The sequence below is a fragment of the Alicyclobacillus tolerans genome, assembly GCF_048984885.1.
Taxonomy (GTDB): domain Bacteria; phylum Bacillota; class Bacilli; order Alicyclobacillales; family Alicyclobacillaceae; genus Alicyclobacillus_I; species Alicyclobacillus_I tolerans.
The window spans coordinates 1,975,463-1,997,697 of the sequence record NZ_JBMGNK010000002.1 but is presented as its reverse complement, the minus strand read 5'-3'; the positions used below and the strand labels follow the sequence as shown (position 1 = coordinate 1,997,697).

Below are 22,235 nucleotides of genomic sequence, written 5' to 3'. Positions count from 1 at the left end.
GGTGTCATTGCAAACCACAACCATATCCGGAGTGCTCGTTGCTCGTTTACAGGGAGAACTCGATCATCACGCTGTAGAAAAAATTAGAGAAGATATTGAACAGACTGTACAGCAAGAGGGTATCAATCGCCTTGTCCTATCTTTCGCCGACATTCACTTTATGGATAGCAGCGGGATTGGACTTGTTTTAGGCAGATTGCGTACCATTCAAGCTCTTGGTGGGAAAATGGCTCTTTGTGAAGTGCAAAACAGTTTACAGAAAATTTTTGAGATGTCTGGTATTTTAAAAGTATTAAAACTGTTCCCTAGCGAACAAGAAGCGATTGAATACGTGAGGGGAGAGTAATATCAGTGACAGAATACCTTCAGGAAAAAGTACATGTTCAAAATTATATTCGCATGCAATTTCCTAGTTGTTCGGCTAACGAGTCTTTTGCCAGAGTAGCTGTCGCCTCTTTTGTCGCTCAACTTGATCCAACCTTAGAAGAATTGACAGAATTAAAGACTGCAGTTTCTGAAGCGGTGACGAACGCAATTATTCATGGCTATGAAAATTCGTTTGGTGAAATACGAATAGAGTGTTCTTTATATGACCAGACTGTAAAAATCACTATAGAAGACGATGGGGTAGGAATTGAAGATGTCGATATGGCTAGGCAACCCCTCTATACTTCCCGTCCCGAACTAGAAAGAAGTGGCATGGGATTAACAATTATGGAAAGTTTTGTGGATCGTATGGAAATTCAGTCTGAGCCAGGCCAAGGTACGCGAGTGACGCTGGTAAAAAGCATGGGAGGTCAAAAAACCTCTCAACGTCCTTCTTAGGAGTCGGCAAGAGATGGAACAACCAAAAGATAAAACAAAAAGAAATGCAAAGCTGGCGGATGAAGAAGTACGTCAGTTGATACAGAATAGCCAAGCAGGAGATCAAAATGCTCGAGACGAGTTGGTTTTAAGCAATCAGCGTTTGGTATGGGCTGTTGTACAACGTTTTCTCAACCGTGGTTACGAGGCGGACGATTTGTTTCAAATTGGTTGCATAGGACTTATGAAGGCTATTGATAAATTTGATCTGAGTTATGAAGTCAAATTTTCTACTTATGCTGTACCTATGATTATTGGTGAAATTCAACGTTTTCTTCGCGATGATAGTACAGTTAAAGTAAGCCGTAGTCTTAAGGAAACTGCTAAACATATTCGTCATGTCAAAGATGATTTGGCTAAAAAACTTGGCAGGCAACCCCATATCACTGAAATTGCTGAAGAAATGGGTTTAGATCCAACAGAAGTTGTGTTTGCTCAAGAGGCTTTACGAACGCCGGCTTCCATTCACGAAACTGTTTTTGAAAACGATGGAGATCCAATTTATTTAATGGATCAAATAGCGGACGATGAAAATCATGAATGGTTTGATAAAATCGCATTACATGAAATTCTGAATCGCCTGCCAGAAAGAGAAAGATTCATTGTATATATGAGATTTTTTCGTGATAAAACACAATCTGATGTTGCAGAAGTTTTAGGAATTTCCCAGGTGCAAGTGTCTCGGTTAGAAAAACGAATACTCCAGCAGATACGAATGCAATTAGAATGATACGATGGACAATCTTTATGCAAGGCGAGCGTAGGCTCGCTTTTTTTGTTGCATCCTTTTGCGTAAAGCATCGTGAAATGGGAAATCTAATGCTGTTTAGAAAGAACAAGTCATGACTAGTATTTGTTTTTTGATTCCAACATAAAGGAGATGAACTATGTTTTGACAACGGCAAGCAAAAACGAACAAAAAGCTTATCAACAAACCATCAAAAAATATCGTCCCGCCAAACCCATGGGTAAAAACATGATTCGAGCTTTTTTGGTAGGGGGATTGATTTGTGAGATTGGACAGATCGTGCAATGGTTTTTCGTCAAATTTGCACATTTTTCAATCCAAGATGCGGGTAACCCAACAGTAGCAGTCATGATCTTTTTAGCTGCTTGTTTGACAGCTTTAGGGGTATACGACAAATTTGCGGGATGGGCAGGTGCCGGATCGGCCGTACCTGTTACTGGTTTTTCAAATACGATGACTTCTGCAGCCATGGAACATCGTGCAGAAGGGTGGGTAGCCGGCGTAGGTGGGAATATGTTTAAGCTCGCTGGACCTGTCATTGTGTATGGTGTGGTTTCTGCCTTCTTTGTATCCCTTATTCGTTATCTTTGGATTCATCTTGTTTAAAGGAGCCATTCCTGTAATGAATTAATTTCGGGTTTGAAACAAAAAGAGCGCCTCCTGTATGCTGGGTTCCGAATGCAGGACATTCATTCCCTAATTGAGGAGGACGCTCAACGTGAAGTATAAGATGCAACAGAAGCAAAATCAACGAATCCAACAAATTACCGACGCTACCATCATTGTGGGAGCGGACATTGCGAAGCAAACGCATGTAGCGAGAGCCATTGATTTTCGTGGAATTGAGCTCGGTAGAGAGTGCGTTTTTAGCAATGACGATGAGGGTCTGACGAAACTCGTAACGTGGATGACGGAGTTGCAACGGCTGCACGGCAAGACGGATGTCGTCTTTGGCGTTGAGCCGACCGGACACTACTGGTTCCCGTTAGGTGCCTTCATTCAAGACTTGAACGTTCGATTCGTGCTCGTGAATCCGCATCACGTCAACAAGAGCAAAGAGTTGGAGGATAACTCGCCGACGAAGAACGACTACAAGGATGCTAAGGTCATTGCGAATCTCGTGAAGGACGGCAAGTACACCGAGCCCAAACTCCCAACAGGTGTCTATGCGGATTTACGAATCCTCATGAACCTGAGGGAAAAGGTTATGGTGAATCTAGGTCAGGTGCAGCGGCGGATACAGAACTGGCTCGACCGGTTCTTTCCGGAATACACCCAGGTGTTCAAGGATTGGGAAGGCAAGGCATCTCTCATTACACTGCGTGAGTCTCCGTTTCCACAGGACCTCGTCTTACTAGGCGCCAGTGAGATTGTGAACCAGTGGAAAAGTGGCGGTGTGAAACGGGCTGTCGGTATAAAGCGAGCAAAACGGCTCGTAACAGCCGCTGAAAAGTCCATTGGTCTGAAAGAGGGACTCAAGGCTGCTCGGTTGGAACTGACGGCTCTACTGGAGCAATACGACATGTTCACTCGGCAACGTGACGAAATCATGGCTCAGGTGGAGCAACTGCTCAACCAGATTCCAGGCACTGACGAGATGCTGAGTGTACCAGGGATGGGTGTAACGACACTTGCTGGCTTCCTGGCTGAAGTCGGTGACCTTCAGGGATATGACCATGGGCAGCAGATCATTCGGCTTGCTGGACTCAATTTGAAAGAAAACAGCTCTGGCAAGAGAAAAGGGAAAACTGGCATCTCTAAACGTGGACGCTCACGGCTGAGGGCACTTCTATTCCGAGCGATATTACCGATGGTAGCTACGAATCCAGAGTTCAAGGCTTTGCACCATTACTATACGACACGAACATGCAATCCCTTGAAGAAGAAACAGTCGCTCATTGCGCTGTGTGGAAAGCTCATTCGTGTCCTGCACACATTGGGGACAAAGCAAGTACCGTACAACTCTGAAGATTTACTGGGACCGCTTCGGAAGTCCCAACTACAGATGGCTGCTTAACTGATTCAAACTCGTACTTCAACTTACTCGCTTGTGAGACACGATGAAAGACCAAGACAAACGAAAGCACGGATAAGCCGTAGTAACTATTCCATAAGGGCAACGACCCAGCAAAGGAGCAAGAAACGGCATCCACCCCTTGAGAGGTAGAACGAAGGAATGTGAGGGCATAGACCCAGTGTGACATGGGAGGGTAAACCGCAAGGGAACGTGTGGACATCCAAAGGTGCGAACATCATTATGTTCCATGTATTGGTAAATTAACGCCAATCTCTGTTCCTGCCACGGAGTATCCGTTTGAAAATTGGCACATCTAGCATTCTGGCAATCCCTCTCAAATTGTCAAGGTGCGTAATCGTGAGAATGAGAGAGTAAATAGAAGAAAACATTAATTTATAGTGGGAGTGTATCATCGTGTCCAAGTTGGGAGCGCAAACCTGGGAATTCCAACGTCCTCCTGTGCTCATTTCTACTGGGACGGTGGCTGGCAAATTAGAGAGTGAAGGCCCAATTGGCCATCTATTTGATGTCAAACACAGTTCTGATAGAGTAGAAAATCTTACATGGGAACAGTCGGAGCAAGTATTTTTTCAGGAGGCGGTCCATGTTGCTTTACAAAAAGCCAACCTTTTGCCTCAACAAGTGGATGTGATGGTAGGGGGTGACTTAAGTGCGCAACTGACCTCATCCTATTTAGGGCTAAAACAATTTTCTGTTCCCATACTCGGTGTCTATAGTGCTTGCGCTTCCATTTGTGAATCGCTATTTTTGGCCAGTTTTCTCGTAGAAAATGGGTTTGCCAAAGTGGCTGTTGCCGGAACATCTAGTCATACAAGTGCGGCTGAACGTCAGTTTCGCTATCCAACAGAATACGGTGTACAAAAACCGCCTACTGCACAGCGAACCGTCACTGGAAGTGGTGTAGCCATTCTTGGCGATTCACCAGCGGCTGCCCTTCCTATTCGCATTACCCATGCCACAGTTGGAAAAGTAATGGATTACGGGATTAGTAATCCCTGGGAAATGGGAGCTGCTATGGCACCAGCCGCTGCACATACGTTGACTACTCATTTTAAGGATACCGGACGTTCTCCAGCTGATTACGACTGCATAGCTACGGGCGATCTCGGTCATATTGGTCACCAAATTCTCCGCAAGTTGCTAGCTGATGAAGGTTACACTCATCTGACTCAACTAACCGATTGCGGAATACTGATTTTTGATCCTAATCAACCAGAAGTGTTTTCTGGTGGCAGTGGTGGTGCGTGTTGCTCTCTTGTAACTTTTTCGCATCTTATTGACAGAATGATAGATGGTCAATACAAACGGCTCTTGATTAGTGCTACCGGCGCTTTGCTGTCTACAATAAGTGCCCAACAACATGAGACAATTCCAGGAATTTCACACGCTATCGCGTTTGAACGTATAGAGGAGGAAGAATTGAAATGAGCCCATGGATTTTTCTTACAGCCTTTGTGGTCGGTGGATTGATTTGTGTGGTAGGGCAGCTCATTCTCGATTTGACGAGTTTAACTCCTGGACATGTCATGGTCATTCTTGTTATAGCTGGTGCTGTATTGGACGGATTTGGACTGTATGATCCACTCATTAAATTTGCTGGAGCAGGAGCTACGGTACCTATTACATCGTTTGGGAATGCTCTTGTACATGGTGCGCTGCTTGAAGCATCAACGCACGGACTGGTTGGCATTATCACAGGCATATTTGAAGTGACAAGTGCAGGAATTTCAGCCGCTATCATTTTTGCTTTTTTGGCAGCGGTGGTGGCGAAACCGAGGGGATGAGAAATCGACAGAGAAAGCGGCGCGTCATTGTAGTCACAGACGGCGACTCCATGGCTTTAAGAGCTTTAAAGATGGCGGCCAAACAGACTGGCTGCCGATTGATTTCAAGGAGTGCTGGAAGTCCAACTCCGCTCTCAGGTCCAGAAATCGTACATTGGATCCAGAGGGCTCAATCAGATCCAGTTATTATTATGTTTGACGACAATGGTAATCAATTGGACAATACTGCAGAAATCTCTATGTCGTATGTCTTGTCTCATCCCAGCATAGAAGTTATTGGTGTGTTGGCAGTTGCTTCGAATGCTCAGAGTCAGCAAGGAATTCAGGTTCATTGTTCGGTTACCCCAGATTTGCGCATTGTAACGAGTGCGGTGAATAAAGAGGGATGGCCAACACAAAGGTTTAATCTAAAAGGTGATACAGTAGACATATTAAGAAAATTCTCTATACCTATGATTGTCGGTATAGGTGATTTGGGGAAAATGCATGGAAACGATGCACCAGCCAAAGCGTCTCCAGTGACCACTAAAGCGATTCAACTTATATTAAAGACGCAACAAAGCCCACAGCATTCCTGCTTTGAACACATAGAATAAATCGGAATCGTTGGGAGGTGTCAGTATCGTGATATCCATGCTTATGTTTTTACCACGACTGTTTCGTTACTTTGGCATGTTCCAAAGTTTTATGGGTTTTGTTCGACCGCTATTTCCCCAAATGAAAAGAATTTTACGTCCTTCTTCTGCTGCAGCATGATGAGTTATATCCAGTATGTGATGAAAATGTGGACTTTTGCAGCCCCTGTCACATTAAAAATATAATGATATAGAAAGAAGGCAGGGGGAGAGTTGAATGACTTCACAAACGCCAATGAGCCTGCTTGCGCCACAAGAAAAGCAAATGCATGTGGCGCAAAAAGGACAACTTCGTTATATGCGTTTTGGTTTGAATGGGGGCTGGCAAGGAGCACTTTCTCTTCGTTTTCCAACTCGTCCTGTATTTCCATATCAACGTGCATTTGAATATCTCTCTGCCTCTCTCAAACGTTCTCCGCATCGTTTTCTTTCACTTGGTGTTGGGACAGGCACTGCGTTAGCCACTATCCAACGTCTATATCCCCAAACACTTTTGTATGGTGTTGATATCGTAGGGGAAGTGATAGAAACAGCTATCCAGCATTTTCAGGCTCCAGATCACTCAGCATGTCAATATTATCAATGTGATGCTATCCAGTTTGTCGAACAGACCCAACTTCGTTTCGATTTCATTTTTGTAGATGTTTATCTGGAGGATAGAATTCATCCAATTATTATACAATCGTCATTTCTTGATGCTTTAGAACGAATCCTCAACAATAAGGGAACTGTAATTTTTAATTTGATTGCTAAAACTCCACCAGTCTACCCTTATACTTTGTTTTTAAAATATAGCCAGACTTTGTTTAGAAGTCGTATATGGCTGCCTGTTGGCATGCCTTTCATTGAAGGAAACTTATTATGCGTACTATCCAAAGATGCAAACCCTTTTCAATTTCATTCAGACTATCTTAGAAATATAAGATCTAGAGCGAATTTTTACTATAATTGGTTTGATCAATTAGAGTGTAAGTTGTGGATGCATCGATTACAAATTTTGAATTCATAATCATCATTTTTGTAAAAAAAAAGCCGACAGTTTTAGACATATCGGCTTATTAAATACCTTGAATATTTTTAGATACTACGCTTGATGAGTTAGAAATATTGATATTTTTGGCCATACGGCGAGCTTGCAGACGACAAAGCATAATACTGATTTCATAGAGAGCCATCATAGGTGTTGCCACACTCAAATGAGAAACAAGTTCTGGTGGACTGATGAGTGAGGCAAATACAATAATTGCAAAATATGCATATTTTCTCATTTTCGATAGCATTCTTGGTGTAACAACATGAATTCTTGTAAGAAACAAGAGCGCTATTGGCATTTCAAAAATCAAACCAAAAGGCAATGTTAAATTGACCAAAAAAGAAAAATATCGATGAGCAGTCATCACGACTATGAAATTTTCAAATGACAGTTGAAGCAAGAAATGTAATACAATTGGAAAAACAACGAAATATGAAAATGCTACTCCTCCTAAAAACATCAGGAACGCAAAAGGGAGCATGGTCATGGCTGCTCTGCTTTCTTTAGGCGATAGGGCGGGTTGGATGAATTTCCACAATTGATACAAAATAAATGGCAATGACATGCCCAATGACCCAAATCCAGCAATCATAAAGTAAATTTGAATAACGTCTCCTGGGCCAAGAACAGCAAGTTTAACATGGCCCAAAGGAGCTTCTAGAACAGAGAATATTTGGTGGACAAAGACAAGAGAAAGGATAAAAAACAGCACAACCAAAATGAGTGAATAGACGACTCTGCGACGTAATTCGGAAAGATGTTCAACTAGCGTCCATTCATTGTCCATTATTCATTCGACACCTTGGACTCAGTGTGAATTATATTTTCTCCCATATCTTCTGTTGGTTTTACAGTTGCCGCAGCAGTCGTAGCAGAAACTTCTACGGTTTCTTCGTCGCCAGTCAGTCCTTTGGTTGCTGATTTAAATTCCTTTAGCGTTTTGCCCATTGACCTTCCTAACTCCGGCAATCTTTTCGGACCAAATACAATTAGTGCAAAAAGAATAATCAGTATAAGCCCAGGAACACCAATATTTGATAACATCAGAATCTCTCCCTATTTAAAATTTGTGTGGAAGATTCTCCGGACTCTTGAATTGGAGTCCGGAGAAAGAAAGTGGAATGAATTAGTTAGGATTATAGACACCACTGACTACATTTTGAATTTGTGACTGAGTTGGTAACCAAAATGGTCCATCAGGATTACTGTCGTTTTTAGATAAGAACGGAATGAGCGCTTTAGCTACATCCGCAACAGTAGAACCTTTTGGGGGAGCTTTTTCGAGTGAAATGTTATTTGGAACACTTTCATTGGTAATCACTCTGCCCAGAACTCTATGTTCCGCTTCAACTCCCATGATCTGACCAGCTAACTGAGCAAGGTCATTCCGGCCATTGCTCGCAAATTGATATATAGCTGCAAGATAAGCTTCAATAAATGCCGTTTCCAAAGCTTCAAGAACAGCTGCAAAGGTTTGATCACTTGTAAATGTTCCTTTTGGAAAATAAAATTTCGGGTTATCTCCTGCAACGGATTTTGCTCCAGCTCCAGAAAGAATTTGCGCATGAATATTTTCTTCGTCTAGCGCTGCTCGAAGATAGGGCTGGTTGTCTTGATTGTTGGTGACTGGCAATGTAGCTGCATTCATAACACCATTGTAGTAAAATGTAGTTGCGAGTTGTTCTGCCGTTAAGGCGAGATTAATAATTTCTTGTGTGGGTTCGGCGGTAGCTGCAAAAACTTTGGTTGGTCCGGATAAAATGGGTTCAGCCAATCCTCCAAGAGTTACAGCAGCTCCCATGAACCCTGCTTTTTTGAGAAATTCTCTGCGAGTTGTACGGCTTTCAGTCAATTTTTTCACCTCATCTGTGAGATTTGTTTGATTTCGCCTCTATATACGTAGCCTGCCAAATAAAAGATCACGCAAAACCATAAATTTAAAAATTTTTTAGTAAGTCTCTTAGAATAGACTCAGATCATTTTGATAAATAATTTCAAAACGGAGGGTGCTTCACATCGTTATTTTGGGTGTAACCTCACCGGCTAATATTGCGAGCGTTGCGGATAAGTACGAAGTATGTCAAAATTCTTTAGAATGCTATTCGGATTGGAGTTATGCAAAGAGGTGCATGAATTCTTATTTTATGGAAGATAAAGTCCTAATTGAGAAAACAGGAGCGGCGGCATGGTAGAAACTTGTTCAGATGGCGAACTATTAAAAAGAATAGCTAATCGAGATCGAACCGCTATGGAAGTTCTTTATGACCGCTATGAGCGACTGTTATACAGTTTTGCGAGAAAAGCCGTTCCCGATGATTTTGTTGCGGAAGAAATTGTTCAAGATGTGTTTATTAAAGTATGGGGTGCTGCGCATACCTATGATGAACGTCAAGCTAAATTGACAACCTGGCTTTTGACCATAGCAAGGCGTACCGCTATTGATCATGCAAGAAAGCGGCAAAAATTGATTCATTCATCGACTAATGATGAAGTATTACAAATACTACCTGATGATACTAAACAACCGTACGAGTGGACAGAAGTGCTCGCTTTGCGTCAAACAATTCAAGATGCGCTTAATGAATTGCCTGGTGATCAAAAACTTCTGATTGAACGTATATACTTACAAGGCCTATCGCAACGTGAAATGGCCGAATTATTACAACTTCCCATAGGTACGGTGAAGAGCAGAATTCGTTTGGGATTGGCTAAATTAAAGGATAAATTGACAGCAACCGGATGGGAGGTGACACCATGAACGAACAGCAGGTGTGCTCTCTTCGGGAGTTATACGTGTTAGATGGTTTAACTAAAGAAGAGCGGCAAATGTTTGAAGAGCATCTGACAAATTGTAAAGAATGTCAAAATGAAATCAGTTTGTTGATGCCGTTGAAAGATTGGTTGCTATATGATTTTGAAATGGCTATGCCACCTAAGGATATGAAGCAGAGAGTTTTGAAAAATGTTTACGATGCCATAGATAATGAAGAAGGAACAGAAACTGTAGTTCTATCGAGTCATCAGATAAACGATTTGAAAGAAATTACGTCCGTATTACCTGATCAAACATCTAATGACTCTGATCGTGAAAAGTTTGGGAAAATAAATGATGGTCATCGAATTCCTATAACTTCTGGTTTTGGAAAGTATCGAAATAGATACCGTTGGTTTATACCCATGACGGCAGCGGCTGTGCTATTCATTGTGTCAGGCATTGTCTATTATACTGAAAATCCAGTTTTCCAAAATCGATCCCAATTGACTGATAGAAATCCTTTGGGTCAAATGACAGAGGCGATACAATTAAAGGCTACTGCGCAATTTAATACCACTAGTGGGCAAGCTTTGATAGAGAATGGACAGATGGGCAGGAGTCTTTTCATCCATTTTTCTGGGTTACAACCGGTATATGGTTCTCAGGTTTATCAAGTATGGTTGATTAAAAAAGGTCAACCTCCAGTTTCACTGGGTGTTTTTACACCCAATTCACAAGGTAAAGCTATTTTTGCAAGTTTGATCCCATTCAATGAGACCTTTCAAACTGTTGGCATCACTCTTGAACCTAGAGCTATAGATAAAACGCCCAAAGGTCCATTGGTACTATTGGGGAGTATTTCTGTTTAATTCTATATGATAAATTGAAATTTGATTTGGACCTATGTCTTTTCTGTAGTGAAGTAATTTCCAATTTGTTTTATTGGCTTGAGAATTTTTTGACTATGGAGGCGACAATACATTTTAGCTAATCTAACTCAGCCGCTATTTATTGTACAAATTTTTATCGTGCTGGCTAGCTTAGTCGTCCACGAATTCAGTCATGCCTTGGTTGCTGATCTGCTAGGTGATCATACAGCTCGCCTGGAAGGTCGATTGACCTTGAATCCATTAGCACATTTACAACTTGTTGGACTTCTGCTGATGTTATTTGGGCCAATAGGTTTTGCCAAGCCAGTGCCTTTTAATCCTTCTAATCTCAAGCATCGTCGGTTAGGCACGATTTTAGTGGCAGCTGCAGGTCCATTTTCTAATTTCTTACTGGCATTGATCGCCTTAATCATATGGCAATGGGTTCTGTTTGACCCTTATTCAATGTTAGGACAAATTATTGAATTGATTGCACTGGTGAATGTCAGTCTGTGTCTCTTTAATCTTATTCCCATTCCCCCTTTGGATGGGTCACAAATATTGCGTAATTTATTTCCTGATTCAACGCAAAAGTGGTTTTATAAGCTTGATTTTTATGGTCCCTTTATTTTAATAATTCTTTTTTTAATTCCTTCAGTTATCGATAATTTTTATATCCCACTCATTAACGAAATTGTAGGGTTGTTATCTCAAGCAGTCGCGAGGCTTTGAAATAAATATGATATATCAATGAGAGAAATAGCTATGGGAGTACAAAGGCATGTTATGTTTTAAGGTAAGCAGCAGTTTTGGATGAAAACGAGTTCGAGAAACAAAAAGCAAGGACAGTTCGTCGATAAAGCGAGGTTCTTTTTATGGAATCGAGTGAAGGTGTCTATATTTTAAGTATTGGTGATTTTAATGGACCGCTCGATTTACTTTTGCATTTAATCCGCAAACAAGAAATTGATATACACAATATACCCATCGTTCAAATTACAGAGCAGTACATGGCCTATCTTGATACCTTACCTGACAGCTACTTGGAACAAGCTAGTGAATTTGTGGTTATGGCAGCCACATTATTAGCCATTAAAAGTCGCATGCTCCTGCCAAAAAGCAAAAAACAAGATGAAGATGAAGAAGAAATGGATCCACGCGCTGAGTTGGTGGAACAGTTGATTGAATATGAGAAAATTAAAATAGCATCGGAATTATTGAAAGAAAAACAGCTTCTTCGTTCGGATTTATTTGGTCGGCCAGCTACCGACTTATCTCCTTATGCACCTGAGCATTTGCCTCCTTTATCTGAAATGAGTGCTTGGAAACTATTTGAGGCTATGCGCCAATTATACCGACGTAGGCCTAAAGATAAACCCGTAGCTGCAATTCGCGCTTATGTTGCTCGGGTTGAAGATGTCATTGAAGAAATAAAGGAGAAATTACTGCGATTGCAACACTGTACATTGCGTGAGCTTATGTACAATGTCTATTCGCGTAGCGAATGGGTAGCTTATTTTTTAGCGTTATTGGAATTAATGCGCTATCAACAAATTTATTGTTACCAATCAGAACTTTTTGGCGATATTACTATTATTTCAAAATTATCAGATGAGAGTTTGCAAACTATGGCTGAAACAGCAACAACTTCAGAAACTAAAAATGGAGGTTAAGATGCTCATTAATTTGATCTCTGCGATTGAAGCTATTTTGTTTGTTGCTGGAACAGATGGACTCAGTACGGAAGAAATTGCTGATATATTGCAAATACCTCAACAAGAGGTAATTGCTTCTTGTAGACAATTGCAATTAAAATTACAACAACCAGAATCAGGAATACAGTTGATTGAGAGTGCAAACACTTGGCAATTGGCAACAAAACCTGAACATGCACTTTACTTACGAAGAATGGCGGATACTCCTATTGCTACTTCATTATCTTCCGCTGCTTTAGAAACATTGGCTGTAATTGCCTATCAACAGCCCATAACGAGATCGCGTATAGAAAAAATACGTGGGGTAAGTTCGGAAAGAGCGATTCAAACATTGCTACATCGTTTATTAATTCGTGAAGTTGGGAGAGAAGAAGGACCAGGAAGGCCTATTTTATATGGTACGACGGATCACTTTTTAAAAACATTCGCTATTTCTTCTCTAGAAGAACTACCTGAATTGCCAATTACAGATCGTGATGAAACGACTCTACTCTTTGAGAGAGAGAGTCATGTACCTCAAGAATAAAATTTAGATTCTAATTTCAGGCGTATAGTAGGCAGGGGCTTGACACAAACTTTAGTTGTCCAAAAAGGTGGGCGATGATTTGTGTTAGGCGCTATTTTTTTTATTGTTGCTGGACTGGTTGTATTTGTTCTAATCATAGCCGTTCTTCCTATACGTTGTACACTTCAGTTTATGCGCACTGGACATGATGATGAGGGTATAGTAACCATCAGTCTTCTTTTTGGTCTGATTAAAATTAGGCATCAACTTTTGAAAATCCAACCTAAAGTAACGCATCATGGACCAAGTCTTCATGTCGAAGGACACAAGAACGGCAATCATGCTACAGAGCATTTTTCTCTAGAAGAGATTTTTAACTTTATTGAGAATATTCCTCAATGGAGTCATTTTGCTCGTGTCTGTCTAAAAGAGCTTAAACCGGTATTGCGCAGAATCAAGATTTTGACTTTTCATTTCAAAGTTGCCATTGGTTTAGAAAATGCTATGTACACTGGGGTTTTAACAGGATTTTCATGGACAGTATTGTCTCTTGTGACTGGAGAAATGTCTAAAATGTTCAGGCTCATGGTAAAACCGAAAATTCAAGTTGAACCTGTGTATCACCGAAATTCTTTGGAACTATCCGCGAAAGGCATATTTTCAATTTCCACAGGGCATGCTATTGTCGCTGCGATTCGTTTCTTTTTTGTTTGGAGGAGGATGAAAAGTTCATGGAGCATCCCATTCAAGGATTAATGCAAACCGCCATGGCCAATATAAGAGAAATGGTCGATGTCAATACTATCATTGGCGATCCCGTTGAAACACCAGATGGTACCGTTATTTTGCCAGTCTCTAAAGTGGGTTTCGGGTTTGCTGCTGGCGGCAGTGAATTTTCTGTAGATCACGATCGCGGCCATGTATCCGATGATGACAATTTACCATTTGGCGGTGGCTCAGGTGGTGGAGTGTCTATTACTCCCATTGGGTTTCTTATTGTTCATGGCAACCAAGTCAGGCTCTTATCTACTGACAACGAAAATCAACTTTACGATCGACTTATGGATATGGCTCCAATTGTTATGGAGAAAATTCAATCAATGTTTAAAGGCTCTTCGAATAAAAATCAAGGTAAATCTGATCAAACCCCGGTTGTTTGATAAATTTCGGTCATGCCTGTCCCTCTGTAAGCATACTTTCAATCAAAGGATATGCTGCACGGGGGGATACGCATGATTGATTTTATTTGGCTTCTTTTGTTTCTGGTTGGAATTGGAACTGCTTTACTAACTGGTAAAATGCCTGCTGTCTCAAGTGCTATTCTGACTGGAGCAGAACATGGTGTAGAGCTTTGTTTTGGTCTGATAAGTGTTATTGTTCTTTGGATGGGATTAATGCATATTGCAGAAAAAGCTGGAGCTATTACTTTTCTGTCGCGATTAATGAGGCCGGTGGCCAAAAAAATATTTCCATCCGTTCCTTCTGACCATCCAGCTATGGGAGCTATCTTAGCGAATATGAGTGCAAATATACTTGGGATTGGTAATGCTGCGACACCACTTGGGTTGCGCGCTATGAAAGAATTACAAGATCTTAATACAAAAAAAGATACTGCAAGTGATGCAATGTGTACGTTACTTGCTGTCAATACAGCAAGTATTACTCTGATTCCAACCACTGTTATTGCCATTCGCATGCAATTGCATGCACAGCACCCCACCTCTGTCATTGGACCTACTTTACTAGCAACTTTTATTGGCACTATAGCTGCTTTAATCTTTGATAAAATATTTCGATCCTGGTCACGTCGTTCCGGGAGATGGGTATAATGCAACAATTTTTCATACAAATTTCCGAATGGTTACTCCCTATTTTAGTTTGCACTATTCTAATTAGCGGTTTTATTCGACGTGTTCCTTTATATAATACGTTTGTCGAGGGAGCTAAATCGGGTTTTGCCACTGCGGTTAAACTTATTCCTCATCTAGTTGCTATGATGGTTGCTGTTCAAGTTTTTAGTGCTTCAGGAGCTATGGGAATATTGATTCATTGGTTAACCCCAGTCTTAAGCATTTTACATATTCCTCCCGAAGTGGCTCCGCTTGGTTTGCTCCGTCCGATTAGCGGACAAGGAAGTCTCGCTATGATGATCCAGGTACTGAAAAGTAAAGGACCAGACAGTACGACGGGAGTATTGGCTTCGACTATGCAGGCAAGTACAGACACTACGCTCTACATTTTAACAGTTTATTTCGGCAGCGTAGGAATTCAAAAGTTTCGTTATGCACTTATAGTAGGGCTTTTATCTGATTTGGTTGCCATTGTGGCTAGTGTGTTTGCAGTGCATGTTTTTAAATAAGAGTAAAGGATATCATTTTCAAGTCAGTTTATTTCTTGTCAAGCCACTCCTTGAAAAAGCGTGGAAATGCGTGTAATTAGGGTATAATGACTCCATGTCCCATAGAAATGGAGATATTCATACATGGAAGAGCGATTACAAAAAGTCTTGGCGTCCGCAGGAATTGCTTCAAGAAGAAAATGTGAAGAGTATATTCTATCTGGTAGGGTGGCCATTGATGGAAAGATTGTTAAGGAATTGGGAACCAAAGTCGACCCAATGATTCAAGAAATCACAGTGGACGGACATCCAATTGCTGCAGAACCTAAAATATCTATTCTGTTGCACAAACCTACTTCGCGTATTTCCTCTGTTACCGATCCAGAGGGAAGAAAAACAGTTATGGAGAAGATATCATCATTGCCTTTTAGACTTTATCCCGTAGGAAGGCTGGATTATGATTCTAGTGGTTTATTGCTACTTACAAACGATGGGGAATTAACTCATAAACTTCTTCATCCAAGTCATCATATTGGCAAATTATATCGAGTGACAGCTTTAGGTATGGTGGATAAAAAAATTGTAAGAAATTTGGAGCAGGGAATTGAGCTGGAAGATGGCGTAACTGCTCCAGCAAAAGTCTGGGCTTTGCGTCAGCATCCTAAAGAATCTGTTGTAGACATAGAAATTTTCGAAGGAAAAAACCGTCAAATTCGACGGATGTTTGAGAAATTGGATTTACCCGTCAAACGTTTAAAAAGAATAGCATTTGGTCCTCTCAAGTTAAATGATTTAAGAGTTGGACAATGGAGATTTTTAGATGAAAAAGAATGGGGAGACATTTATAGAATTTGCAATTTACCCATACCTGACTATCCTAAAGAAATCATTCAAACTTATAAACTTGCTTCGGAGCGACGTATAAGAAATTTGCAAAATCAATCAGATAAGAAAAAGGGCAATGGACAAGCCCAAAGAAATAAGACTTAGAACGAAACCAGTCGAGATGTTACATCATTAAATAAAAATTTCGAGACGGGGGATGAGCATGCCACAGAAACCGCGTATTCTGGTGGTGGACGACGAAGAACGAATACGTCGCTTAGTAAGAATGTACCTCGAGCGTAGTGGTTTTGAAATTATTGAAGCAGATAATGGTAAAGATGCGTTGGAAATTGCACTTAATGAACCGTTGTCTCTTATTATTTTAGATCTTATGTTACCTGAAATGGACGGGCGTGATGTATGCACTCAGGTTCGCCAACATGCTGAGACGCCTATTATGATGTTGACTGCGGCAGGGGATGAAATGAGTCGAGTACATGGTTTTGAAATTGGAGCAGACGATTATGTCGTTAAACCTTTTTCTCCTCGCGAGCTTGTCATGAGAGTGAAGGCACTTTTAAAAAGGTCTGGAGAGACTGAATTTTTCAAGGCGGACTTACAACAAACTCTTTCTTTTCCGGGGCTTTTAATTCATATCGATGCACGGCGTGTAGAAGTCGAAGGAAAAGAAGTGAGTTTGACTCCAAAAGAGTTTGATTTACTTGTGTATATGTCTCAGCGGCCTGACAAAGTTTTTAGTCGTGAAGAATTACTTAGAGATGTCTGGAATTATCAATTTTATGGTGATCAAAGAACTGTAGATACTCATGTAAAAAGATTACGCGAAAAACTTGGACAACTTTCCGAAAGAGTTAGCCATTATATTGTAACTGTCTGGGGAGTAGGATATAAATTTGAGGTTATCGCGTGATTAAGAACAGTATTGTTTTAAAACTTTGGCTGACGATTGTTGGTATGGTTGTCGTGGTGCTTGTGTTGTTATCTGTTTTGCTACAACAATTTTTTGCAACATATGTGGAAGATAATCAATCCTCTTCCCTTATTCATTGGACTTTATCCATCTCTGATGAACTACAGAAAAACGATAATCTAGAACATTTATTATTATCGAAAAATCTTCTCAAAAAAGTTCAAAATGCGGAAATGAGTTATACGCCTTCTTTAAAAGAGAACAATGCATTGGACAAGCAGTTTCGTTCACTGAGCACATCAGAACGCTATCAACTTCAATCGGGTAAACCCATTATTATTCGACAAATTGGAAATGGTTCACCCCAAATCACGATTTACGATTTAGTAAAAAGGCCTGGTCAAAATCCTGGCCTGCTTGCCGTTTCACAACAAATGAGTGTATTAGATGCTCCGCTTGACCATATGCGTAATCTCATACTTTTTGATGTATTGTTGGGTGTGTTTTTGGCTACTGGATTAGCTTTTGTAGTCTCAAAGAATCTTTCTAAACCACTTGTTGAAATGAACCATGCAGCCGAATTGATGCAATCAGGTGATTTTAAGCATCGAGTCAATGTTGTGACCAGTGATGAAGTTGGACGTTTGGGAAGTACATTTAATGCAATGGCTGCTCAACTCGATCACACCATTCATGCACTTTCAATGGAAAGAGATCAACTGAGCACCATTCTCCAATCCTTGCAGGATGGTGTGATGGCAACCAATACCTTAGGACAGATAACATTAGCCAATCTTCCAGCATTGCGAATTTTACGTCAGATGTCACTTTCAGAGAGAGGAATTGTAGATGTCTCACAGTTGCCAGATGCCATGCAAAGCCTCTTACAAGCTGTGCAGAATCATGGCGAATCAATGAGCCGTGAATGGCTATGGCAAGATAGGAATATTCTTTTACATGTCATCCCTCTAAGAGAACCGGACAGTCAACTGGTACGTGGGACATTAACAGTTCTCAGGGATATTACTGAAGAACGACAAATGGATTCTCTCCGGAAAGATTTTTTAGCCAATGTTTCACATGAATTAAGAACACCACTAAGTATGCTGCAAGGTTATAGTGAAGCTTTGTTAGACGAATTGGATAATGATCCAGAAATGCGTCGTGAATTAGTACAAATTATTCACGAAGAAGCTATGCGCATGAAAAGATTGGTTAACGATTTGCTGGATTTAGCTTCACTCGAATCGGGCCAATTTCAAATGAAATATGCACCCGTAGAGATCAATTCATTAATTAAAAAAGTATCAAGAAAATTTTTCACCTTATCCTCAGAAAAGGGAGTATCTTTACAAGTTCATTTATTTGACAGACCCATTTTACTTGAGGCAGATAAAGATCGCTTAGAACAAGTATTTACTAATCTTTTGGATAATGCGTTTAGGCATACAGAAAAAGGTAAAATCGAAATTTCTATCGAAACAGAGACGCATTATGTCTATATACAAGTTAAAGATACAGGTAGTGGTATACCTCCTGAGGACGTCCCATATGTTTTTGAACGCTTTTATAAAGCAGACAAAGCTCGTACACGTTCTGCAGGAGGGACTGGATTAGGACTTGCAATTGCTCGATACATTATTGTAAAGCATGGTGGAGAAATTATTGTTAAAAGCGCACTTCATGTTGGAACTACATTTACAGTTGTATTACCCTTAAAACGGCAAGTAACTGAAAATAGAATATAAATTGAAATCAATTTACAAGAAAGAAGAAATCACAAAATGGCTTGGATATATCTAAGTAAATTGTATGACACCAGATTTCAGGCTTCTTGCCTAGTGGCCAGAATTGTAGATCAACCTAATCATCAGTTACTTTCGTATTTTCCACCTCGCTACGTAGGTATTTTTCAAACGCAGCGAGGGCGCTACGGTGTTAAAGTCTTATTGTGATCATTCATTATGTTTTGATTTATAAGTAAATTTCTGAACAAGTAAATCAATAATTAATGATATAAACTCAGATTCTTCTTTTGGAAGAATACTCATTTGCTGTGCTGCTTCTAAATAGGGAGCAGCTTCTTCATTCAAAATTAAATTTTGAATTTCTACCGGCCAGTCTTCTGTTGATTCTAAAATCTTAGGCATTTTTAGTTCCTTCGTGTTATCACATAGTGCGGTTAAGGGTACTCCTAAAGCATTGGCTAATCTTTTGGCGTATTCCAATGAAGGTTGGCGAATATCCCTTTCGAGAGAAGAGATATGTGGTGTAGATATACCTGAACGAAGCGCTAATTCTTGTTGTGACCAATCTCTTTGTTGTCGAATTCGACGTATACGATAACCAAAAGAATCTTTCAATCCAATTCCTCCATTTTAAGTAATTTTGCCTTACAACGATAATATATTGAACATTATCGGATTTGTAAAGTATGGTTCAAATATAAATATAAAATTATGAGTGAGTGATGGATGCTTGATTTATGATTTGAGTCACAAAGATTGGGTTGAAGTAGCGAAAAATATCAAAATGCTGCTGTTAAAGGCTAATTTTCCAGTGTGTATAACTGGTGCAGGAATTAGCGTAGCGAGTGGTTTGCCTGTAAATGAGATGAATTTTCAGGGCAAAACAGTACATCAATTATTTTTAAAAGATTTTTGGAGAAGAGAACCTGAGAGGTATTTTGATTTTTATTATCAAATTTTCTTCGAATGGAAGAAAGCACTGCCAAACAATGCTCATCTATATCTCCATAAAAAAAATTTCAAAATTATTACACAAAACATTGATGGACTTCATTTTGAAGCAGGTTCAAAAAATGTAATAGAAATTCACGGTAATTTAAGAGAGTTACGATGTGAAACTTGTGCTATAATTCTAAAATCTGATTTTCTTAAACATCATGGTTTTAATTGTCCAAATTGCAAACAAATTTTAAGACCTGGCTTTGTATTTGTTGGTGAAAAAGTGAAAGGAGTTTCTCTTGCAACCCATTGGATATGCCAATCTGATTTGTTACTGATTATTGGAACTGAAATGGATGCGTTACCTATTCGATATTTCCCTAAAATAGCCACCACAAAACAAGTACCTGTTATTTGGATTAATCAAAATTCCGAAACAATAATACCTTATTTATGCAAATAAAGTAAATTGAGGTATTTTATAATAAACAAAAAAACTCATGATATCAGTTTCATCAATTGAAAGCTATCTTGATAGTAGACACACTATAATTTACCTATTTCCATTTTGAATAAACTTAGCTATAATCTAATCAGACTTTCCCATATCCTTTTTCCTCGCCCCCTAATCTGGTTGGTTTACCAAGGGGGCGTTGGCTTTATGGTTTGAGAGAATTTGGTTTAAAAATATGGCAAGCATGCGGAGGAAAGAGATTGACATTTTACGCATTCCTAAGTGACCAAAGTAGGAAATCTAAAATGGCTCGATATTTATTTGACGATTTGTGGTACAACTCAACCCCTCAGCAAAGACTGTCAGTTTCATCTGTTGAGGGTTATAATGTCTTCCAGGGAATTTCTTTGTCTGTGGATGATAGACAGAAAGTATTAAACTTGCATCTTAAAGATGAATATCTAAGTCCTTATTTAAAAACGAATATGAATTTATTTCATCTATTAATGATGGATGAACAAGCAGATATCAAGTTTTTTAAATTGGAAAATGGATGGCTATTTGAATTTGATGGAATACCTGCTGGACCCAAACCTTTTGGTCAACAAAAATACGATACTAGATAATATCTTGTTTGGGTGAAAAAGTTTTTATCTGATAGGAACTTTTATATTTATAAATACATTATGAAAGATGGGTTGATAGTTCTGTATCATTCTGCATCTGGTGTTTATTATAATTTAAAACTAGTTCCCAATGAGCCTGTTGATTATTACATCAAATTAAGTGAATCTGAAATTCATTTAAATAAATTGTTAGGTCGTACTATCCGTATGAAGATTACGGGGGAAATGTTTTGTATTCATTGCCATAGAAAGGTAAAAAAACTATACAACAACGGATATTGTTATCCATGTTTTGTGAGTTTAGCAGAATGTGATTTATGTGTATTAAAGCCAGAGACTTGTCATTTCCATCAGGGAACATGCCGTGACGAGAACTATGCTTTGAATCATTGTATGATACCCCATTATGTTTATCTTTCATATACTGATAAGTCAAAAGTTGGATTGACAAGGGCTGGTAGGGAGTTGGCGAGATGGATGGAACAAGGAGCGATTGCTGGTAAGTTACTTTGCTCTGTCTCTACTCGTAAAGTTGCTGGTGAAATTGAACATTTATTGACTGAATATGTGGCGGATAAAACCAATTGGAGAAAGATGATTAATACGCATTTCATAGACGAAGATGAATTTGCTTCTACATATCAACTGCTTTTTGAAAAAATAAAGATATTAAATATAGATGAGATTGAGATGGTCAATCATTCCCGATGTTATCGTTTTTTTTATCCCATGGATCCGCTATATTCACAATCCAAATTGCCAGTTTCGCCTGCTTCGTTAAAAGAAAATGAAGAATTTGAAGATACACTTATTTCCCTGAAAGCACATTATTTAATTTTTAAAAACTGCGTTATCAATATGAGAAGATATCAGGGATATATGATAAACGTGAGTTATTAACTTGAAACTTTTTTGCTTCAAATTAACTTAAGTTCTTCTATGATTTTTTTTAAAAGTTCCTGATTAGATGAAGCGCTCATGATATCTCCTTCCAGTAATACATAACTACACTCAGAACAGGTTTCACAAAACCCCAAACAATCATAGGTAATCGTTGTTATCCAATTTTTTTCCTCTATTGTTTTGAGTTCCTGTTGTAACAGGGTTACAGCAGGGTTAGATATACATATTTCGAGCAATTTATTAAATTCCATTTTAAGAAAATCTCCTTTGAAAAAATAATTCTCAGAACATATCATAATTTCTGATTCATAGGGAATATTATGGCCGGGAGGCGATTTTTTTGTCATGGCTGTATTATTCTAAACTTTTTCAATCTCAATCCGTAGCTCATTATTTTGCATTACAAATGCAAAATGAGTCCCTTCATCATCAGCAAAGAAAAGTCGAAGTTCGAAAAACGAGATCAGGAAAATATGCTGTGCGAGCAAAAATTTATAATGAAATTTCTTAATATGCAAAATAAAG

At 39.5% G+C, this 22,235-nt stretch carries 31 protein-coding genes; 26 read left to right on the top strand and 5 right to left on the bottom strand.

The features are described from left to right. The first annotated feature begins 1 nt into the window (after position 1). The 10 genes from spoIIAA (at position 2) to ACOJUR_RS10005 (ending at position 7,078) form a co-directional block, all read left to right on the top strand. On the top strand, positions 2 to 346 hold the full coding sequence (gene spoIIAA / locus ACOJUR_RS10050; protein ID WP_420950536.1) for an anti-sigma F factor antagonist: 345 nt from the start codon (positions 2 to 4) through the stop codon (positions 344 to 346). 53 nt (positions 347 to 399) lie between these two features. Beyond that, complete coding sequence (gene spoIIAB / locus ACOJUR_RS10045; RefSeq protein WP_072874266.1) at positions 400 to 825, top strand: anti-sigma F factor; 426 nt, start codon at positions 400 to 402, stop codon at positions 823 to 825. A 13-nt stretch (positions 826 to 838) separates the two neighbouring features. After that, entirely contained in the window at positions 839 to 1,594 is a 756-nt protein-coding gene (sigF, locus tag ACOJUR_RS10040; protein WP_072874229.1) for an RNA polymerase sporulation sigma factor SigF, read from the top strand. Positions 1,595 to 1,744: 150 nt separating this feature from the next. Next, positions 1,745 to 2,218, top strand: a complete 474-nt coding sequence (spoVAC, locus tag ACOJUR_RS10035; protein ID WP_072874267.1) for a stage V sporulation protein AC — start codon at positions 1,745 to 1,747, stop codon at positions 2,216 to 2,218. Between the two features lie 124 nt (positions 2,219 to 2,342). Continuing rightward, positions 2,343 to 3,629: an IS110 family RNA-guided transposase gene (locus ACOJUR_RS10030; protein ID WP_420950494.1), complete on the top strand. Its 1,287-nt coding sequence runs from the start codon at positions 2,343 to 2,345 to the stop codon at positions 3,627 to 3,629. A gap of 414 nt (positions 3,630 to 4,043) precedes the next feature. Further along, the gene (gene spoVAD / locus ACOJUR_RS10025; RefSeq protein ID WP_420949913.1) at positions 4,044 to 5,078 is read left to right on the top strand and encodes a stage V sporulation protein AD; all 1,035 of its coding nucleotides are present in this window, start codon (positions 4,044 to 4,046) and stop codon (positions 5,076 to 5,078) included. Continuing rightward, positions 5,075 to 5,434: a stage V sporulation protein AE gene (spoVAE, locus tag ACOJUR_RS10020; RefSeq protein ID WP_072874230.1), complete on the top strand. Its 360-nt coding sequence runs from the start codon at positions 5,075 to 5,077 to the stop codon at positions 5,432 to 5,434. The genes spoVAD and spoVAE overlap by 4 nt, the downstream gene beginning before the upstream one ends. Beyond that, positions 5,431 to 6,030: a stage V sporulation protein AE gene (locus ACOJUR_RS10015; protein ID WP_420949912.1), complete on the top strand. Its 600-nt coding sequence runs from the start codon at positions 5,431 to 5,433 to the stop codon at positions 6,028 to 6,030. The genes spoVAE and ACOJUR_RS10015 overlap by 4 nt, the downstream gene beginning before the upstream one ends. 28 nt (positions 6,031 to 6,058) lie before the next feature. After that, on the top strand, positions 6,059 to 6,190 hold the full coding sequence (locus ACOJUR_RS10010) for a hypothetical protein (protein WP_255567434.1): 132 nt from the start codon (positions 6,059 to 6,061) through the stop codon (positions 6,188 to 6,190). A gap of 96 nt (positions 6,191 to 6,286) precedes the next feature. Next, positions 6,287 to 7,078: a spermidine synthase gene (locus tag ACOJUR_RS10005; RefSeq protein WP_420949911.1), complete on the top strand. Its 792-nt coding sequence runs from the start codon at positions 6,287 to 6,289 to the stop codon at positions 7,076 to 7,078. 49 nt (positions 7,079 to 7,127) lie between these two features. Here ACOJUR_RS10005 and tatC read toward each other — a convergent pair whose 3' ends face one another. The 3 genes from tatC to ACOJUR_RS09990 form a co-directional block, all read right to left on the bottom strand. After that, the gene (tatC, locus tag ACOJUR_RS10000; protein ID WP_072874233.1) at positions 7,128 to 7,889 is read right to left on the bottom strand and encodes a twin-arginine translocase subunit TatC; all 762 of its coding nucleotides are present in this window, start codon (positions 7,887 to 7,889) and stop codon (positions 7,128 to 7,130) included. Then, positions 7,889 to 8,146, bottom strand: a complete 258-nt coding sequence (locus tag ACOJUR_RS09995; protein ID WP_072874234.1) for a twin-arginine translocase TatA/TatE family subunit — start codon at positions 8,144 to 8,146, stop codon at positions 7,889 to 7,891. The genes tatC and ACOJUR_RS09995 overlap by 1 nt, the downstream gene beginning before the upstream one ends. Positions 8,147 to 8,228: 82 nt before the next feature. Continuing rightward, a complete protein-coding gene (locus ACOJUR_RS09990) occupies positions 8,229 to 8,963 on the bottom strand; it encodes a ferritin-like domain-containing protein (protein WP_129583582.1) in 735 nt (244 codons plus the stop codon). Positions 8,964 to 9,287: 324 nt separating this feature from the next. Here ACOJUR_RS09990 and ACOJUR_RS09985 point away from each other — a divergent pair, with 324 nt between their 5' ends. The 12 genes from ACOJUR_RS09985 to ACOJUR_RS09930 all read left to right on the top strand — a co-directional run bounded on the left by ACOJUR_RS09985 (position 9,288) and on the right by ACOJUR_RS09930 (position 18,788). Further along, the gene (locus ACOJUR_RS09985; RefSeq protein ID WP_072874236.1) at positions 9,288 to 9,860 is read left to right on the top strand and encodes an RNA polymerase sigma factor; all 573 of its coding nucleotides are present in this window, start codon (positions 9,288 to 9,290) and stop codon (positions 9,858 to 9,860) included. Further along, on the top strand, positions 9,857 to 10,726 hold the full coding sequence (locus ACOJUR_RS09980) for an anti-sigma factor (RefSeq protein WP_072874237.1): 870 nt from the start codon (positions 9,857 to 9,859) through the stop codon (positions 10,724 to 10,726). The genes ACOJUR_RS09985 and ACOJUR_RS09980 overlap by 4 nt, the downstream gene beginning before the upstream one ends. 159 nt (positions 10,727 to 10,885) lie before the next feature. After that, positions 10,886 to 11,458 carry a site-2 protease family protein gene (locus ACOJUR_RS09975; protein WP_129583583.1) on the top strand — a complete coding sequence of 191 codons (573 nt, stop codon included), beginning with the start codon at positions 10,886 to 10,888 and terminating at the stop codon, positions 11,456 to 11,458. A 143-nt stretch (positions 11,459 to 11,601) separates the two neighbouring features. Next, positions 11,602 to 12,399: a segregation and condensation protein A gene (locus tag ACOJUR_RS09970; RefSeq protein ID WP_420949910.1), complete on the top strand. Its 798-nt coding sequence runs from the start codon at positions 11,602 to 11,604 to the stop codon at positions 12,397 to 12,399. Position 12,400: 1 nt separating this feature from the next. Further along, positions 12,401 to 12,967 carry an SMC-Scp complex subunit ScpB gene (gene scpB, locus ACOJUR_RS09965; protein ID WP_203115447.1) on the top strand — a complete coding sequence of 189 codons (567 nt, stop codon included), beginning with the start codon at positions 12,401 to 12,403 and terminating at the stop codon, positions 12,965 to 12,967. A gap of 81 nt (positions 12,968 to 13,048) precedes the next feature. After that, the gene (locus tag ACOJUR_RS09960; protein WP_072874240.1) at positions 13,049 to 13,702 is read left to right on the top strand and encodes a DUF2953 domain-containing protein; all 654 of its coding nucleotides are present in this window, start codon (positions 13,049 to 13,051) and stop codon (positions 13,700 to 13,702) included. After that, complete coding sequence (ytfJ, locus tag ACOJUR_RS09955; RefSeq protein ID WP_072874241.1) at positions 13,678 to 14,106, top strand: GerW family sporulation protein; 429 nt, start codon at positions 13,678 to 13,680, stop codon at positions 14,104 to 14,106. The genes ACOJUR_RS09960 and ytfJ overlap by 25 nt, the downstream gene beginning before the upstream one ends. 72 nt (positions 14,107 to 14,178) lie before the next feature. After that, positions 14,179 to 14,775: a nucleoside recognition domain-containing protein gene (locus tag ACOJUR_RS09950; protein ID WP_072874242.1), complete on the top strand. Its 597-nt coding sequence runs from the start codon at positions 14,179 to 14,181 to the stop codon at positions 14,773 to 14,775. Further along, entirely contained in the window at positions 14,775 to 15,305 is a 531-nt protein-coding gene (locus ACOJUR_RS09945; RefSeq protein ID WP_420949909.1) for a spore maturation protein, read from the top strand. The genes ACOJUR_RS09950 and ACOJUR_RS09945 overlap by 1 nt, the downstream gene beginning before the upstream one ends. A 123-nt stretch (positions 15,306 to 15,428) precedes the next feature. Next, positions 15,429 to 16,274, top strand: a complete 846-nt coding sequence (locus tag ACOJUR_RS09940; protein ID WP_420949908.1) for a pseudouridine synthase — start codon at positions 15,429 to 15,431, stop codon at positions 16,272 to 16,274. A 58-nt stretch (positions 16,275 to 16,332) separates the two neighbouring features. Then, a complete protein-coding gene (locus ACOJUR_RS09935; protein WP_072874245.1) occupies positions 16,333 to 17,040 on the top strand; it encodes a response regulator transcription factor in 708 nt (235 codons plus the stop codon). Beyond that, positions 17,037 to 18,788, top strand: coding sequence for a HAMP domain-containing sensor histidine kinase (locus ACOJUR_RS09930; protein ID WP_072874246.1), 1,752 nt, complete (start codon positions 17,037 to 17,039; stop codon positions 18,786 to 18,788). Before ACOJUR_RS09935 ends, ACOJUR_RS09930 begins: the two co-directional genes overlap by 4 nt. Before the next feature lie 207 nt (positions 18,789 to 18,995). Here ACOJUR_RS09930 and ACOJUR_RS09925 read toward each other — a convergent pair whose 3' ends face one another. Continuing rightward, positions 18,996 to 19,403 (bottom strand): helix-turn-helix domain-containing protein, encoded by a 408-nt coding sequence (locus ACOJUR_RS09925; protein ID WP_072874247.1) that lies wholly within the window; start codon positions 19,401 to 19,403, stop codon positions 18,996 to 18,998. Positions 19,404 to 19,503: 100 nt separating this feature from the next. On the opposite strand from ACOJUR_RS09925, the gene ACOJUR_RS09920 reads away from it, so the two are divergent. The 3 genes from ACOJUR_RS09920 (at position 19,504) to ACOJUR_RS09910 (ending at position 21,707) form a co-directional block, all read left to right on the top strand. Beyond that, positions 19,504 to 20,190 (top strand): Sir2 family NAD-dependent protein deacetylase, encoded by a 687-nt coding sequence (locus ACOJUR_RS09920; RefSeq protein WP_129583585.1) that lies wholly within the window; start codon positions 19,504 to 19,506, stop codon positions 20,188 to 20,190. A gap of 203 nt (positions 20,191 to 20,393) precedes the next feature. Continuing rightward, positions 20,394 to 20,807 (top strand): hypothetical protein, encoded by a 414-nt coding sequence (locus tag ACOJUR_RS09915; RefSeq protein ID WP_420949907.1) that lies wholly within the window; start codon positions 20,394 to 20,396, stop codon positions 20,805 to 20,807. Between the two features lie 12 nt (positions 20,808 to 20,819). After that, on the top strand, positions 20,820 to 21,707 hold the full coding sequence (locus tag ACOJUR_RS09910) for a DUF2797 domain-containing protein (protein WP_420949906.1): 888 nt from the start codon (positions 20,820 to 20,822) through the stop codon (positions 21,705 to 21,707). A gap of 17 nt (positions 21,708 to 21,724) precedes the next feature. Here the strand turns inward: ACOJUR_RS09910 and ACOJUR_RS09905 are convergent, their stop codons facing one another. After that, on the bottom strand, positions 21,725 to 22,057 hold the full coding sequence (locus tag ACOJUR_RS09905) for a DUF1450 domain-containing protein (RefSeq protein ID WP_420949905.1): 333 nt from the start codon (positions 22,055 to 22,057) through the stop codon (positions 21,725 to 21,727). On the opposite strand from ACOJUR_RS09905, the gene ACOJUR_RS09900 reads away from it, so the two are divergent. Continuing rightward, positions 22,051 to 22,221, top strand: coding sequence for a hypothetical protein (locus ACOJUR_RS09900; protein ID WP_165611985.1), 171 nt, complete (start codon positions 22,051 to 22,053; stop codon positions 22,219 to 22,221). The genes ACOJUR_RS09905 and ACOJUR_RS09900 overlap by 7 nt on opposite strands. Positions 22,222 to 22,235: the final 14 nt, after the last annotated feature.